General features: G+C 28.3%; 16 protein-coding genes and 2 tRNA genes. 17 read left to right on the forward strand and 1 reads right to left on the reverse strand.

The window, feature by feature from the left end:
• Positions 1-123 precede the first annotated feature (123 nt).
• From tsaE to BLA55_RS02355, 16 genes are all read left to right on the forward strand, one after another.
• Entirely contained in the window at positions 124-519 is a 396-nt protein-coding gene (gene tsaE / locus BLA55_RS02280; protein WP_073372479.1) for a tRNA (adenosine(37)-N6)-threonylcarbamoyltransferase complex ATPase subunit type 1 TsaE, read from the forward strand.
• Positions 519-1,079 carry a tRNA (adenosine(37)-N6)-threonylcarbamoyltransferase complex dimerization subunit type 1 TsaB gene (gene tsaB, locus BLA55_RS02285; RefSeq protein ID WP_073372480.1) on the forward strand — a complete coding sequence of 187 codons (561 nt, stop codon included), beginning with the start codon at positions 519-521 and terminating at the stop codon, positions 1,077-1,079. Before tsaE ends, tsaB begins: the two co-directional genes overlap by 1 nt.
• Positions 1,073-2,008, forward strand: coding sequence for a tRNA (adenosine(37)-N6)-threonylcarbamoyltransferase complex transferase subunit TsaD (gene tsaD, locus BLA55_RS02290; protein ID WP_073372481.1), 936 nt, complete (start codon positions 1,073-1,075; stop codon positions 2,006-2,008). Before tsaB ends, tsaD begins: the two co-directional genes overlap by 7 nt.
• Positions 2,001-2,819 carry an HAD-IIB family hydrolase gene (locus tag BLA55_RS02295; RefSeq protein WP_073372482.1) on the forward strand — a complete coding sequence of 273 codons (819 nt, stop codon included), beginning with the start codon at positions 2,001-2,003 and terminating at the stop codon, positions 2,817-2,819. Before tsaD ends, BLA55_RS02295 begins: the two co-directional genes overlap by 8 nt.
• 10 nt (positions 2,820-2,829) lie before the next feature.
• Positions 2,830-4,371: an HAD hydrolase family protein gene (locus BLA55_RS02300; protein ID WP_073372483.1), complete on the forward strand. Its 1,542-nt coding sequence runs from the start codon at positions 2,830-2,832 to the stop codon at positions 4,369-4,371.
• 184 nt (positions 4,372-4,555) lie between these two features.
• Complete coding sequence (gene tuf / locus BLA55_RS02305) at positions 4,556-5,743, forward strand: elongation factor Tu (protein WP_073372484.1); 1,188 nt, start codon at positions 4,556-4,558, stop codon at positions 5,741-5,743.
• A gap of 187 nt (positions 5,744-5,930) precedes the next feature.
• On the forward strand, positions 5,931-6,740 hold the full coding sequence (locus BLA55_RS02310) for an alpha/beta hydrolase (RefSeq protein ID WP_073372485.1): 810 nt from the start codon (positions 5,931-5,933) through the stop codon (positions 6,738-6,740).
• 73 nt (positions 6,741-6,813) lie between these two features.
• Positions 6,814-8,328: a hypothetical protein gene (locus BLA55_RS02315; RefSeq protein ID WP_073372486.1), complete on the forward strand. Its 1,515-nt coding sequence runs from the start codon at positions 6,814-6,816 to the stop codon at positions 8,326-8,328.
• Positions 8,318-9,457: a tRNA uracil 4-sulfurtransferase ThiI gene (gene thiI / locus BLA55_RS02320; protein WP_073372487.1), complete on the forward strand. Its 1,140-nt coding sequence runs from the start codon at positions 8,318-8,320 to the stop codon at positions 9,455-9,457. The genes BLA55_RS02315 and thiI overlap by 11 nt, the downstream gene beginning before the upstream one ends.
• A 102-nt stretch (positions 9,458-9,559) precedes the next feature.
• Positions 9,560-9,643 (forward strand) — tRNA-Tyr (locus BLA55_RS02325).
• Positions 9,644-9,646: 3 nt separating this feature from the next.
• A tRNA-Gln gene (locus BLA55_RS02330) sits at positions 9,647-9,721 on the forward strand.
• A gap of 145 nt (positions 9,722-9,866) precedes the next feature.
• Positions 9,867-10,829: a phosphate acetyltransferase gene (locus BLA55_RS02335; protein ID WP_073372488.1), complete on the forward strand. Its 963-nt coding sequence runs from the start codon at positions 9,867-9,869 to the stop codon at positions 10,827-10,829.
• Positions 10,829-12,016 carry an acetate/propionate family kinase gene (locus tag BLA55_RS02340; RefSeq protein ID WP_073372489.1) on the forward strand — a complete coding sequence of 396 codons (1,188 nt, stop codon included), beginning with the start codon at positions 10,829-10,831 and terminating at the stop codon, positions 12,014-12,016. Before BLA55_RS02335 ends, BLA55_RS02340 begins: the two co-directional genes overlap by 1 nt.
• Positions 12,009-12,440, forward strand: a complete 432-nt coding sequence (gene coaD, locus BLA55_RS02345; RefSeq protein ID WP_073372490.1) for a pantetheine-phosphate adenylyltransferase — start codon at positions 12,009-12,011, stop codon at positions 12,438-12,440. Before BLA55_RS02340 ends, coaD begins: the two co-directional genes overlap by 8 nt.
• Entirely contained in the window at positions 12,433-13,011 is a 579-nt protein-coding gene (gene yihA / locus BLA55_RS02350; RefSeq protein WP_073372491.1) for a ribosome biogenesis GTP-binding protein YihA/YsxC, read from the forward strand. The genes coaD and yihA overlap by 8 nt, the downstream gene beginning before the upstream one ends.
• Positions 13,012-13,026: 15 nt before the next feature.
• On the forward strand, positions 13,027-14,271 hold the full coding sequence (locus BLA55_RS02355; RefSeq protein WP_073372492.1) for an MAG1430 family protein: 1,245 nt from the start codon (positions 13,027-13,029) through the stop codon (positions 14,269-14,271).
• A gap of 33 nt (positions 14,272-14,304) precedes the next feature.
• Here BLA55_RS02355 and BLA55_RS02360 read toward each other — a convergent pair whose 3' ends face one another.
• Positions 14,305-15,264 carry a hypothetical protein gene (locus tag BLA55_RS02360; RefSeq protein WP_073372493.1) on the reverse strand — a complete coding sequence of 320 codons (960 nt, stop codon included), beginning with the start codon at positions 15,262-15,264 and terminating at the stop codon, positions 14,305-14,307.
• A 124-nt stretch (positions 15,265-15,388) separates the two neighbouring features.
• Here BLA55_RS02360 and proS point away from each other — a divergent pair, with 124 nt between their 5' ends.
• Positions 15,389-16,825 carry a proline--tRNA ligase gene (gene proS, locus BLA55_RS02365; protein WP_073372494.1) on the forward strand — a complete coding sequence of 479 codons (1,437 nt, stop codon included), beginning with the start codon at positions 15,389-15,391 and terminating at the stop codon, positions 16,823-16,825.
• Positions 16,826-16,848: the final 23 nt, after the last annotated feature.

The following is a 16,848-nucleotide window of genomic DNA, read 5'->3' on the forward strand; positions in this document are numbered from 1 at the left end:
TTTTAATAATCGAAACATAATATTCAAATTTTACACAAATTTAGATTTATTTTTATTTGTAATTATATAATTACACTATAAGCATTTTAATTACTTTCTTACGAACTTTAAAAGAGGTTAATAATGAATTTAATATCTAAAAATAAGGATGATTTAAACCAAGTTGCAAGGACAATAATTGATATTTTGCACAAAAATAAAATTCAATTTTTATTATTAAGTGGTGAATTAGGTGCTGGCAAAACTACATTAATACAAGAAGTTGGTAAAGAATTAGGTATTAAACAAAAAATCACTAGCCCAACATTCAATTATATGAAAGTATATCCTGGACTAGTCCACATAGATGCGTACAATTTATATGGTACACTTGATGAGTTTGAAGATTATTTTGAAGATAATATTGTCGCCATTGAATGAAGCGAAAATTTATCAGAAAAATTCAAAAAATATGTTCAAATTAAAATTTATGTAAATAACGAAAACCACCATATTTATGAAATAAAGGAGTTTAATTAATGTATTTTTATTTAGATACAACATCAAGAGATTTTGTTTTAGCTTTATATGATAAAGATTTTAACTTAATTGACTCTGTTTATTTAAAGGAGTATCCAAAGAAGGTTCATTTAATTGTTAGTGAATTTCAAAAAATGATTGATAAAAATCAAGTACCATTTGACCAAATTTTAGGTTTAATGACAAATTTAGGTCCTGGTTACTTTACCGGTTTACGTTCATCATTAGTGTTTTTTCGAACACTTGCAATGACTTGAAATGTCCCTATTTTCACGATTAACTCATTTGAAATTCTAGTTCAACAAAAACCATTACAAAAACAATATTATTTAGATGCTCAAGGAAGTAAACTCTTTTATTATGAGAATATGTTTGATGTTGTTGATGTTAATAAAATTGATGTAATTGATTCAATTGAAGTGGAGATAGACAAAATAGATTTTAATCATTTAATTCAAAATATGGTCCAATATTTAGAAAAATTTGACAAGAACACAGATGTTTTGGACATCAAACCATTATACGTCAAACAACCACAAATAGGAGTTAAGAAATGTTAATTTTAGGAATTGAAACAAGTCATGATGATACATCTATAGCTCTTTTAGAAGATGGTAAAGTTATTGATATGTTAAGCATTTCGCAAATTGATATATTCAAAGAGTTTGGTGGTACTATACCAGAAATTTCTTCTCGAGAACACGTTAAGAATATCGCTTTAATTCATGAATATTTCAAAAATAAATACGATTTATCGAAAATCGATTATATTGCTTACACAGAAAAACCAGGACTAATCGGAACCTTACAAGTGGGATACCTTTTTGCAAGTGCTTTAGCAATCGCTTTAAAAAAGCCAATAGTCCCAATTAATCACTTAGACGGACACTTTTTCTCTGCTTCAATTGACCATGAAATAAAGTATCCCGCACTTTGTTTGTTAGTTTCAGGTGGACATACACAATTGATTTATGCTAAAAATATCTTTGAAACTGAAATTATTGGAGAAACTTTAGATGATGCTGTTGGAGAAGCTTTCGATAAGGTTGCAGTTAAAACTAACTTAGGTTTCCCCGGCGGGCCAATTATTGATAAAACTTATCAAACATATTCTGGTGATTTCATTTCGTTACCACATCCAGTAACTGAAAATGAGTTGGATTTTTCATTTAGCGGACTAAAAACAAGTGTTTTAAATCAAATTAACAAAGCCAAAATGAAAGGTGATGAAATTGATTTAGTTCAATTAGCCTGTTCGTTTCAAGAATCTGCAATTTCATATTTAATTAACAAAACAAAACTAGCACTCACCAAATACAAAGTAAAAACGTTGATTTTAGGTGGTGGTGTTAGTGCGAATAAAGAGTTGAGAAAAAGGTTTCAAGAGTTACATGATTATGTAATTGTCCCCGATTTGAAGTACGCGACAGATAATGGGGCTATGATTGCTCAGACCGCATATCTGAGATTAAAGGAGAAAAATGTATAAACCATCTGTTATTTTTATTGATTTAGACGGCACTTCTTTGGATCATAAAACTAATGACGGTCGTTGAAGAGCTAGTCAAAGATTAATTAATATTATTGAAAAAATTAATCAAAAAATCCCAGTTGTTGTTTTGACTGGTCGTGGCGAAAATGCAGAAACATTTGAAATTCTAGAACAAATGAAAATAAAAAATGCAATTTTGTGAAACGGTGCAAAAATTTTCGCGAACAAAAAAGAGATTTATTCACAAAGCATCAAAAAGGAAGTGGTAGAACAATTATTTGATCTAGCTAAAAAAGAAGAAGCAACAATCGTATTTAATTCACTAATGAATTCATATACATATACTACATCTGCAATAGCTCAAAAAGATCTATGAGAAAGACGAAAAGTGCAAATTCTACCTGATGATTTTAAACCGAATTTCGATGTGTATAAGGTTGCAATAACTTCGAACACGAACAGAACGATTCAAGATTTTATTAAAGAGTGAAAATTAATTTTCAATGATGAATTAACAATCACTGACACTGGAGTACGAAGAACGTTTTTAGAAATTACGGGCAAAAACGTAAATAAAGGGACAGGTGCAGCGAAATACTGCGAATTTTTTAATCTTGATTTATCAAAATCAATGCACATTGGAGATTCGATGAATGATTCTTTTGTAAAGGGATACGTTGGGACAGTTATTGCACTTAAAGGTTCTGTTCCGGAATTTATTGAAATTTCCGATCAAGTGACAAAAAATGAATTTGACAATTTTGGATTAGCTGAATTTTTAGAAAATAATATCGATTTAAACTGATAAAGGTTGTGTAATGGAAGTTATAAAAAAAGGATATACAAATATTTCGTACAAGGACGGTAATTTATTTAAACAAGAAAAAATTCTAAATGGATTTAATCATAATGTTTCTTATCAAGTTTTAAATGAATTAGATTTTGTACCAAAATTTATTGAAAATAATGATAAATTTGTTGTTTGAGAATATGTTAAGCATAGTAAATTTCAAATTACAAAAGCAAGCTTGTCTAAAATTGCACAAAACCTACTAAAATTACATCAATCGAACTTAATTTTTCAAGAAAATTTTATGTTGAAACGATTAGAATTCTTTGTGCAAGAAATTAAGAAATTGAATCGTTGAACAGATGTTTTGGAAAAATCTTGGGGACAAGTTAAAAAAATATTTCAAACAGATAATAATGAACAGGTACCAATTCACAATGATTTATATTTTTCAAATATTTTGATGGAAGGTGAAAAATTGTGATTTGTCGATTGAGAATATGCATCTTTAGGAAACAAATTTTATGATTTAGCTCTTTTTGTGTGTGCAACAGATCTAGATAAGTTTTCTGAAAAAACTTTTTTATCAGAATATGGTGTAAGAGATTTTTATAGCTATTATCAACAAAAATTAGTCGCTTATTTTTTCATATTAACTTGAGCATTAGCGAAAAAGGAAATTCCAATTAATGATAAATTTTTTGCAAAGAAACTTGAATTATGGTCACAGTTTATTTTAAAATTGGATCAATTAAGGGACAAAAACTACTCTAAAATTATTTTCGTTGATTTAGATGGTACTACCTTAGATTACTACAATGGATACCGAAGTGCAGCAAGTGAACAAATTAAACTGTTTTTTAATGATTTAGAGCAGAAAAATATTTTAATTGTCCCAGCAACAGGAAGAGGGGACTCTCATATAACTCGTGAAATAATGAGTGAGTTAGACAGGGACAATTATATTCTCTCGAATGGTGCGGAAATATTTATTGGCAATGAACAAATTTTTAGTAGTGTTATTAACAAAGAAATTTTGATTTCACTTTTAAAAATTGTTAAAAATAGTAACTGTTTATCATTACTTAAAATCGATAATGATGAAGTTTTATATTTTGAAAACGAAGAAATTTCACAAGATTTAAAGTTTTTCGAAAATACAAGCAGAATGAATTTAGAAGAGATTCAAAAACAAAATGTATATCAAGTTTTAATCTGAAATAAAGACATTCAAGTTATTAATAAATTGCTGAAAAAATTAAAAAATGATTTCTCAGATGTTTTAAATATACATAGTTCTGGTTCCAAAGATGATTTTATTGAAATTACAAATTTAGATACTTCAAAAGGAGCTGCGGAAATTATTTTTGCAAATTTATTAAATGTCGATTTAAAAAACACGTATCATATTGGCGATTCGCTTAATGATGCTAGTCCTAAAAATAAGGTTAATAAGTTAATTGCAATGGCGAATTCGTCACCTAAATTATTAGAAATTGCAGATATTAAAGCTGAATTTGACAATAAAAATAGCGGAATAATTAATGTTATTAAAAAATATTGTTTCTAGGATTTTAGTGCTTCATTATTAAATTTTTAAAAATTTTTTAGATTTTTGAAATTATGACTTTTTGGTAAAATATATATGCTAATTTACACAATGGACGGGTTCTAGTTGAAAGGCTAGACTTAGGTTGGTTTTAGCGCTAAAATCATAAAATAATTAATAATCAAAAATGAAAGGAAATTAAATTATGGCTAAATTAGATTTTGACCGTAGTAAAGAACACGTTAACGTTGGTACAATCGGACACGTTGACCACGGTAAAACAACTTTAACAGCTGCTATTGCTACTGTTCTTTCAAAGAAAGGTTTATCAGAAGCTCGTGATTATGCTTCTATTGATAACGCACCTGAAGAAAAAGCACGTGGAATTACAATTAACACATCACACATCGAATATCAAACTGAAAAACGTCACTATGCTCACGTTGACTGTCCTGGTCACGCTGACTACGTTAAAAACATGATTACCGGTGCTGCTCAAATGGATGGTGCTATCTTAGTTGTTGCTGCAACAGATGGACCTATGCCTCAAACACGTGAACACATTCTTTTATCTAAACAAGTTGGTGTTCCTCGTATCGTTGTTTTCTTAAACAAAGTAGATATGTTAGAAGGTGAAGAAGAAATGATCGATCTTGTTGAAATGGAAGTTCGTTCACTTCTTTCAGAATACGGATTTGACGGAGACAACGCTCCAGTTATTCGTGGTTCTGCTGTTAAAGCTCTTGAAGGTGATGCTAAATATGAAGAAGCAATCATGGAATTGATGGATGCTGTTGACTCATACATCGAAACACCTGTTAAAGAATTTGACAAACCATTCTTAATGGCTGTTGAAGACGTTTTCACAATTACAGGACGTGGAACTGTTGCTACAGGACGTGTTGAACGTGGAAAATTACAATTAAACGAAGAAGTTGAAATCGTTGGATTACATCCTACTAAAAAAACAGTTGTTACAGGAATCGAAATGTTCCGTAAAAACCTTAAAGAAGCTATGGCTGGGGACAACGCTGGATTATTACTTCGTGGAGTTAACCGTGAAGACATCGAACGTGGACAAGTTTTAGCTAAACCAGGTTCAATCGTTCCTCACACAGAATTCGAAGCTGCTATTTATGTACTTAAAAAAGAAGAAGGTGGACGTCACACACCATTCTTCAAAAACTATAAACCTCAATTCTACTTCCGTACAACAGACGTAACAGGTGGAGTTGAATTTGAACCAGGACGTGAAATGGTTATGCCAGGTGAAAACGTTAACTTAACTGTTAAATTAATCGCTCCTATCGCGGTTGAAGAAGGAACAAAATTCTCAATCCGTGAAGGTGGACGTACAGTTGGTGCTGGATCAGTTACAAAAATTATTAAATAATTTTGAAATTAATTTTAAAAACACAAAGATTATTCTTTGTGTTTTTTATTCGTGATGTCGGGACAGTTAAGCGAGATATTGGGACTTTTTAGAGAAAATATTGCAGACTAAATATTTTATTGTGATAAATTAATGATTTTACCGAAGTTGTTCGATATTTTTAATACAATTTTATAGAGAGGTTTTAATGATTAAAAAAATAGAAAATTTTCAATACGATAATCTTAATTTAGAATATTTAAAAATCGATAATAGCAAAGAGAAGAATTTAATTTTTGTCCACGGATTTTCTTCCGAATTTAACTATTTTACAGATTTATTTGATAATTTTAGTGATTATAATATCTATGGTTTAAACATGCCGGGACACGGTAAAAGTGAATTTAATTTTGATAAAATGAATCTACTTTATTTCAAAGATATTTTTATCAATTTTGTAAATTCTTTAAATATTAAAAATATTACTTTAATTGGCCACTCGATGGGAGGTGGTATTGCTATGATGGTCGTACCACAATTGAAAAAGATAATCGATAAAATAATCTTAGTTGGTCCAATGAGTAGATCGGGTTTATCGCGTGTACAAGAATTTGAAGAATGTTTCTTTCCAAGAAATATTAAAGATTACCAAAAATTAGTCAATTTATGTTATTATGATCCTAATATAATTTTGCTAAATAGCGAAATTATGAATAATGTGTCTAATTACTTAAAAACATCAAAATCTTTAGATGCAGTTTACAAATTAGGTCACAGTTTACCAAATTTAGAGAACATGGATTCAATTGAAACAGGTTTAAAAAGTTTTGATAAACCTTTATTGCTTATTTATGGAGAAGCTGACGGTATTATTGATTTGCAAAATATTGACAATTATTATTTAAGTTGTAAGAGTGACGTTGAAATCGTAGTAATTAAAAAATCAGGTCATTCAATATGAAAAGAAAACAAAAAAGATTTTATTGATCAAGTTAATCGTTTTTTGAGTGAAAAATAATGAATTTTTGGAATTGAGCTTATAAGTCGATTCAGTACAACGAATGTGGTTTTAATCAATTATAATATATATTATGGTTAAAATTTTTCTAGTCTTTTTAATACTACTTTTACTAATATTATTGTTTTTAAGTGCACTTTCGTTAAATTTTAATTTTATTAATGATAAAGTAAAAAAGATAAATTCTGATATTTCACTAAAATGACAACAAACAAATAGCATCCTTTTTCGTTTCAAAAAAGCTTTAGTCCATCATAAAGAGTTTATTTCAATTTATAATGAATTAGATGAATTAAATCATTCATTATCTAAGAAAAAAGATTTTTTAGAAGAAATAAATTCAACCTTGCAAAATAGAAAGAAAAATTTTTGAAATTTCTTTTTTTATTTTAATTCATACAAAAAAATTCAAAAAACATATAAAACATTTGTTCAAGATTTTGATAAATTTAATAATTTATCTAGCGATTTAAATAACAAATGAAATACTGTTGAAGAAATTTGAAGTAAATTATTAGCTATTGCATTCTCATGTCGCGATTATTTAAATGCTAATAAGATACTTTTAAAAAATAGTTATAAAACTATTATGGACTATGTTAATGTAGTTTGTGCAGAATTAACCGAAATTGAAAATGAAAAAATTAAGGCTAATTTTGATAATATTGAGCAAAAATTGCATAATTTAGAGCAAAAAGTTTTTAATTTATTGAAAATAACTTTACGTTCAAAAAATTTAGAATGATCGTTATTTGAAAATTTACCTGAAATTTGCAAAAAAAGCAAAAGTCATAATTTGTATTTGTTGAATATTCAAAAAACAATTGCGAATATTCAACATTCATACTCAAATGAGATTGATTTTAATTTAGAAACTAAGATAATTGACTTGTATATACTACTTTTAAGTTATTTTAATTCTAAAGTTGTTAATAGCAAAATCATGAAATTCATTGAATCGCAATTAAGTAAAATTAAATTAATTATTCATTTCTATGACGAATTTATTAAATTTGAAGAAATTAATGATAAAGAATTTTTAGATACAGTAGAAATATTAAGAAAAATTTTGACTGAATTTGAAAATAAAAAAACAAGAGGTAATTTCGAGAATACAGTTACTTATTTTATTGCAAATTTAACAAAAACTCAAAATATTGTTAATTCAATATTAAAACCGGAAGTTCAAAAAGAAATAGTTTTGAAAAAAAGTTTTTTACAAACTCAAGATTTATATTATGAATTGTCAATTCAACCAATTTTGAGACAGGATGAGTCTTTAAGAGATCATTTTGAAAAATTAAATATAATTAAAAATAAATTTAATATTCAAAAAGCAAACATTAACGATTTAGATGAATGAATAAATACAATTTCTTTTTTAATTAACCGTTTTGTTGAGTTAACTACTTATAAAAATATGTACGACGAATTATTTAAAAACAGAATTCATTTATATATTGATCAAGAAACACGACACTCTAATTCGTTTGAAAAAATTCATAATATTTATTTAGATAAAAAATATGATTTAGCTTTTGAGAAAATGATTAAATTTTTAGAGAAAAGAGAGAAAAATGGAATATAACAAAATTTTAATTAGATATGCAGAGTTAGTTTTAAAAGGTAAAAATAGAAGTAATTTTATTAATCAATTAGAAAGAAACATTAAGAAAATAGTTCAAGTTCAACCTGAAACTGGTTTTGATAGAATGTATATACCTTATTCAGAGCAAAATCTTGAAAAATTAAATTATATATTTGGTATTAGTTCTTTTTCTCCTGTTTATGTTGTTGATTCTAAAATTGAAAAAATTGAGCAAGCGGTTTTAAATTCTCTTGAAAAAGATTCTAAAACTTTTAAGATTGCAGCTCGTCGTAATGATAAAAAGTTCGAGTTAACTAGTGATGAATTAAACCGTAAATTAGGTGGATTAATTTTAAAAAACACTAACTTAACTGTTGATGTTCATGATCCGGATCAAATTATTTATATTGAAGTGCGTAAAGAAAATACTTATATTTTTTCAAAATATTATGAAGGACTTGGTGGGTTACCGGTTGGTTCAAGTGGACGCATTTTACATTTAATTAGTGGTGGAATTGACAGTCCAGTTAGTGCTTTTAAACTCATGAAACGTGGGCTGAAAGTTGAATTTTTAACTTTTATTACACCACCACAAACTGATGAAAAAACTGTATCTAAAATTCGCAGACTTGTTCAAACATTAACAAAGTATCAAGGTAATTCATCGTTAATTTTTGCCGATTATTCACAATTAATGAATTATCTTGCTATGACTTCAAATCAATCATATAAAATAACCTTAATGAGAAGAAGTTTTTATCGTATCGCACAAGAATATGCGATTAAAAATGGATTTTTAGCGATTTCAAATGGTGACAACTTAGGTCAAGTTGCATCTCAAACAATCGAATCATTAGTGACTATTGGAAGCGTTACAAAAATGCAAATTTTTAGACCTTTATTAACATATGACAAAAATGAAATCATTGAAGTAGCTCAAAAAATAGGTACATATGACATTTCAATTGAAAAAGCAAATGAGACTTGCGAATTATTCGCTCCAAAAAATCCTACAACCAAACCGTCTCTTAATGTTGTTGAAAATTTAGAAAAAGAATTGAATTTAATTCCTGATTTAGAAAACGATCTTTTAGAAAATGGTCTAGTTTTTGAAAAAATTCAAATTTAAAATTCATTTAGTTTTAATTTGATTATGTTATTTAATTTGCTCTAAAAAAAGAAAAATTAATTATTTGAAAAAAATTTTTCATGTATAATATTAGAGCAATCTGGGGGGATAGCAAAGCGGCCAAATGCGGGTGGCTGTAACCCACTTTCTTCGGATTCGGGGGTTCGAATCCCTCTCCCCCCACCATTTTGCCCCATAGCCAAGCGGTAAGGCATCGGGTTTTGGTTCCGACACGCGTTAGTTCGAATCTAACTGGGGCAGCCATATCACCTTTATGGTGATTTTTTTTATTCTTTGCAATTTTTTTCCACTTGTTACATCTTTATAAATTTGAATTAATAATAATGTAAAATTTAAATATTAACATTAAATAAAGAAATTATTTAATCAAATTTTAAGGAGTTAAGAAATGAACTTTGTTAATCAAATTTTAGAAAAAGTGAACAAAATAAATTCACCAAAAACTATTGTGTTAATCGATGGTGATGATCCAAGAATGATTGAGGCAGCTAAAAAAATTAAAGAAACTACTAACATTCAAACTTTATTGTTAGTCGAAAAAGAAATTCAACCTGTTGATGGTTTAAACTTTATTAATATTTTCACAGATTCAGAAAAAATAAACGTAATGATTGAAAAATACGTTGAATTAAGAAAAGGTAAAGAAACACTTGAACAAGCACGTCAAGCAGTAGCTACAAGACCAGTTTATGCGATGTTGCTTTTAGCATTAGGTGAAGTTGATGGTGTTGTTGGTGGTTTAGCTTATCCAACATCTGATATTTTAAGAGCTGCATTTAAAACGATCGGACCTAAAAAAGGAATTAAAACAATTTCTTCAGTAATGATTATGCATAAAGAAAATGAAGAAACGTTAATTTTTAGTGATATTTCAGTTAATCCAGAACCAAATGCAGAACAACTAGCTGATATCGCTGCTAATGCAACCGAATTTGCAAAACAGTTAAATTTCGATCCAAAAGTTGCATTTTTGAGTTTTTCAACTGACGGATCTGCAAAAACAGATAAAACTTTAATGGTTCGTGAAGCGACTGATCTTTATAATCTAAAACATCCTTCTACATTAGCTTTAGGAGAAATTCAATTAGATGCTGCACTTGATTTAAAGGTAAGAGCTGCAAAATATAAACGTGATTCTTATTCAGAAAAAAGTAATGTTTTAATTTTTCCTGATTTAGGAGCAGGTAATATTGGATATAAATTGGTCCAAAGATTAGCTAACTATGGTGCAATCGGACCTGTAGTAGTTGGTGCTGCCAAACCTGTTAATGATTTATCTCGTGGATCAAGTGTAGAAGATGTCTACAACACTATTTTAATTACTGTATTACAGTCAGAAGGGACAAATTAATGAAAAAAGTTCTTGTTATTAACGCTGGAAGCAGCTCAATTAAGTTAACGCTTTTTGATAAGGATACGCTAGAACCTTTAGCATCTGGTTTAGCTGAAAGAATTACCTTACCAATAGGTATGGTAACTTTAAAATTTAATGGTTCAAAACAAGAGCGTGAAGTTGCACTTCCTGACCATTCAGTTGCAGTTCAAGTGATTATTGACATGATGATGTCAATGCAAGTAATTAATGAAGTTAATGAAATCGAGTATATTGGCTTTAGAATTGTCCAAGGTGGACCATATTTTGATAGATCTTCAAAATTGTCGGAGCGTGAAATTGAACTGATCGAAAAAGTTTCAATGTATGCCCCTCTTCACAATCCTGGAGCAGTTCAGGCAATTAATGCTTTCAGAAAATTTATGCCACATGCTAAATTATCAGCTAATTTTGATACCGCTTTTCATACAACAATTAATAAAGTTAATTCAACCTATCCTATTCCTAGAGAACTGAGTGAAAAATACGGAATTAAAAAATATGGAGCTCATGGGATTTCACACCGTTTTATTACACAAAAATTATCAAATATTTTAAATAAAGATAAAGTCAATTTTGTTAACTTACACATCGGAAATGGTGCTAGTTTATGTGCTGTTAAAGATTCATTATCATTTGATACGTCAATGGGATTAACTCCTTTAGCTGGTATTATGATGGGGACAAGATCTGGGGACATTGATCCATCAATTCACCAATTTGTCTTAAATGCGACTGGAATTGACATTAATGAATTTACCGATATTTTAAATAAAAAATCTGGACTTTTAGGAGTTTCCGGTGTTTCAAGTGATATGAGGGACATTGTAGGGGCTGCTCGTTCAGGTAACGAACAAGCACAATTTGCATTGGATTTATATTCTCAAAAAATCGCAGATTACACAGCTATTTATTTAAATAAAATAGGACCTAAAATTGACGCAATCGTCTTTACTGCAGGTGTTGGGGAAAATAGTCCCTATGTGCGTCAAAATGTTTTAAGCAGATTAAATATTTTAAATATTAAATTAGACAACGAATTAAATTTCAGTAAAATTGATGATTTTAAACTTATCTCTTCACCTGAAAGTTCAATTCCTGTTTATGTAATTAGAACTAATGAAGAATTATTAATCGCACAAGATGCATTAAAATTATATGAGTAGTAAAATAGCTATTTATCCCGGTTCGTTTGATCCGTGACATCAGGGACACGAACAAATTTTATTAAAAGCTTTAAAACTTTTTGATTTTGTGTACGTAATAGTTTCAATTAATCCTGACAAAAACAATCAAGGAAACATTCAACAAAGATATCAAAATGTGTTCAAACAGACACAAAATATCAAAAATGTAAAGGTTTTAATTAATGAAAAAGATTTTATTGCTAATATAGCAAAAAAGCTAAACTCTAATTTTATAATTCGCAGTGGTCGTGATATTCAAGATTTCACATATGAGTTGGAATTAGCTGCTGGTAACAAAATTTTAAATCCAGATTTAGAAACTATTTTAATTATCCCGAATTATGATGATATTAAATTTTCTTCAACATTAGAAAGACATAAGGAGAAACTTAAAAATGTATAAATTTGTTAAATCGTCTTCTTCTCGTGAAAATTGATATGATCATCATGGTTATGAGGTTTGTTTTTGAGGCAGATCGAATGTTGGTAAAAGTAGTTTAATAAACGCTTTGACACAAAATGGTAAATTAGCAAGAGTTTCTAAAACTCCAGGACGTACTCAATTATTGAATTATTTTGAGAATGAAAAAGGTTATGTTTTTGTCGACTTACCTGGATATGGGTATGCTAAGCTTTCAAAAGGTCAAAAGGAAAAAATGTTGTTAATGATCGATGAATATCTTCGTTTTTCGACAAAAATAAGATGTTTATTTTTATTAATTGATAGTAGAACAAATATAACTAAAAATGATTGAGAAATAATTGAATATTTAAGATTAAATAATATAGTTTTTAGTTTAGTTTATACTAAAATTGATAAGTTGAATCAAAAAGAGAAGTCAAAATTATTGCGAACTTTTAAAGAAGAAAGTCAAAAAATAGGTGATGTTAGCTATTTCATGGTTTCTTCAGAAAAAAATATAAATATACAGAATTTGCAAAATCATATTGACTCAATATTTGAAAATCATTAATAAACAGGAGTTTCGATGAAATTTAAAAATAGATTAATTTTATGAAGTGGAGTTCTAACAACTTCTCTTGCTTCTTTAGCTGTTTCATCAGTTTTATATCATAAATATGGATCAAAAAATTTAACAAATAAAGATTTGTTAATTGAGAATGGTTCAGATCATAAAACAATAATGAATTTTGAAACTAGAATTTCACTAGATTCATTTATTTTTTCTGTTGATCCAAAACAAGTTGAGTCATTAAAAAATGATTATGCAGGAAATTATGTCACTGATACTGATTTAATTTTTAAAAATAAAGCTACAGCTCAAGATATGTTCAATTATTGACGAAATATGCTGTTTATTAGCGATATTGGTAATGAAGGTGTGAAATTATTTAATCTTAGAACCGCAAACTTAACACCTATTAATGTTTTAAAACAAGATTATACTTTTTCGTTTATATCATATGCTAACGACCTTAAAGGTGAATTGATTTTGAAAATGACAGTTACTAATAAAAATGATTCAAAAGATCAAAAAGTTCAATATTATGTTCTTGACGGATTTAAAAAACTAGAGTCAAAACAACCTTTTGCTAGTTATATTGCACAAAATCCAACTATCGTAATTAACTTAAATGGTTTTGGGGAAAGTAAAACATTAAATGTTGGTGAATTTTTAGATAGTTTTTCACTTAAAAGCACCGACGAGAAAGTTCAAATTCTTAAGAAAATTTTCACTTTTAAAGGGATAGCTAATGATGGTGTAAGTGTCCCAGTTAAATATGAAGACTTACAATTAGATAATGCGAATAATTCGCTAAAAGTGAAATATGATGTTTTATCAAACATTTATGCTGCTACTACGGACAATAATAATGCTAAAGTCCAAATGAATTTAGGATCGCAAAAGATTTTAGATGTTGACAATGAAATTGTCAAAAAAATTTACAGTTTAAGTGATCAGATTAAATTTAAACCAAAAGATAAATATCAAACTTGATCAGACATTGAATATGGAAAATTAAAAGTGAATACATCAAATTTTATTGAATATAACACTGTGGACACTAACTGAAATTCTTTAGAAAAAGACGGGTATCGATTAGAAGTTAAAACAATTAATATTAATGATAAAGAACAAAACGTAGAGTTTAATTATAGAATTTCAAAAAACGAGGCCGCTCTTTATGTTTACGACGGTAAGTTCAAAGTCCCAGTTAGCGAATTTAAAGAATTTCAATCAAACAACAGCTCAAATTCTAGCGAAAGTTAATTAAAAAATATGCGTTTAAACATCGCATATTTTTTAATCAACTTTTTTAATCTCAGCAATTTTATCAATATTTGCAACGATCAATTTAGATTTTTCGTGTAATGTATCGATCATTTCTTCAAATGAATTTTCCACAATATTATTGATAATATTGTCAATTTGCTCTATTATTTGAATAATTTGATTTTTTAGATCAATATTTTCTAAGTTTTCGACATTTGCAAGTCAAAGTGATTTGTTAAATTGTTTTCTTAAAAGTGATTCGTTATTTTTTTGAATTTCACTTAATAAATTTGTCAGTGCGTGACTATGACCGTGTTGCTCATCATCTTCTTCATGCACTTCTATTTCGTCATGTTCATGGTCATGTTCGTCATCGTCGTGGTGCTCGTGATTGTCCTCAAACTCCTCTGCATGAAAAATATCTATTTCAATTTGGTTTTTATATTTTTCAATATTTTCCTGTCATTTTTGATCTAAAACTGGTTGATTATTTAATGCATCCGAAATAATATTTTTTAAAAATGAATTTGAGCGATATGTACCATTGTATTTGTTGATTAGTGAATTTAAACTATTAATATTATGTAAATAGTTACCTTCGATTAGTTTTTCGTTAAAGTTCTGAATTAGTTCATTTTTTCCTGCAAATTCAATTTCATTTGTTAATTGAATTAACTTTTGATATAAAGAAATTAAGTTATTTTGTGACTCAACTAAATTTTCATCAATGTCTTTTCCATAAAATAAAACTAAAAAATTATTATATTTATTTGCTTGTTTTTTTGGATTTAGATAACTTGATTTATTTAAGTATTCATTGATTATTTCTTTCAAATTTTGATCTGCTGTTTCAAATAGTTGTTTAATTTCTAATAGTTGTGGATCAATTATTTCTTCTTTTTTGGTTGGTCCACATGCTGCTGAAATCATTATTGGTAAAGCAGTAGCAGAACCTAAAACAATATAATTAATTAATTTTCATTTTTTCATAGTTGAATTATAACACTTTATTAAATTAATATTACTAAAATGTAATATTAAAAAAATAAGATATTTAATATATTTTTGAGTCATTATTATTACTTTTTATTTATTTATATGTATAATATCAATTATGAAAACTTTAGAGAAAATAACTCCATTAGAAGAAGACTTTGCTAAGTGATATACAGATGTTGTTAAACAAGGTAATTTAGTTGGATATGGACCTACAAAAGGTACATTAGTTTTTAAACCTAATTCATTCGGAATTTGAGAAATGATTCAAAAAAACATGAATGAAATTTTCAGATCAAAAGGTATTCAAAATGTTTATTTACCTTTATTAATCCCTGAATCATTATTTGAAATTGAACGTGACCATGTTGAGGGATTCAATCCTGAATTAGCTACAGTTACTCATGTCGGGGACAAAAAACTAAGTGAACGTTATTTCATTAGACCTACATCAGAGGTTTTATTTGCGGACGTATTCAAAAAAGAAATTGAATCATATAAAGATTTACCAATTATTTATAACCAATGAGCCAATGTGGTACGTTGAGAAAAAACAACAAATCCATTTTTAAGAAGTCGTGAATTTTTATGACAAGAGGGACACACCGCTCACGCCGATCCTTTTGAAGCTCGTAAGTTAACCAAGGATATGATTCGTCTTTATGCTAAGTTTGCCAAAAACTATTTAGCTATCCCGGTTGTTGTTGGTAAAAAAACTCCTTATGAAAAATTTGCTGGAGCTTGCTCTACTTATACAATTGAGGCCATGATGAAAGATGGTCGTGCTCTACAAGCTGGGACAAGTCACTATCTAGCGCAAAATTTTTCAAAGGCCTATGATATTGAATTTAAAGATCCAAATAATGAGTACGTTTATGTGTACCAAACTTCTTGAGGTGTTTCAACAAGATTATTAGGGGCAATAATCATGACACACGGGGACAATCGCGGAGTAATTATCCCGCCACGTGTAGCTCCTTATCAAATTGATTTAATTGAACTTTTTGCCGAAAAAAATCCTAAAGTTAAAAAAGTATCACAATTCTTAAATACAGTTCTATCAAGAAAATGAAGAGTCCGTATCGATGCAACTGACAAAGCGCCTGGGTACAAAGCTGCGAATAGTGAAATTCAAGGTGTACCACTTAGAATTGAAATTGGACCACGTGATTTAGAAAATGATAATGTTACAATCGTACGTAGGGACACTTTAGAAAAAATTACGGTTAACTATAAAGAAGTTAAAAACCACATTAAAAATATTTTAGAGCACATTCACAATAATTTATACGATTCAGCACTTGCAAGATTGGAACAAAATACCGTTTGAGCTTATGATTACGATGAATTCAAAAAACTTGTAAGTCAAAATAAATTTGTGATTATTCCATTTTGCTGTTTAGATGAGGCTGAAATGCAAATTAAAGCAGAAACAGGTGCGACAGCAAGATGTATTCCAAAAAAACTTAAAAAACCTAAAAAATCAGTCAAATGTATAATGCCTCAATGCTATAGAAAAACAAATCGTTACGTTTTATTTGCTAAAGCGTACTAATTAATTTAAAAAAATTCCATATT

The organism is Mycoplasmopsis pullorum (assembly GCF_001900245.1).
Taxonomy (GTDB): Bacteria; Bacillota_I; Bacilli_A; order Mycoplasmatales; family Metamycoplasmataceae; genus Mycoplasmopsis; species Mycoplasmopsis pullorum.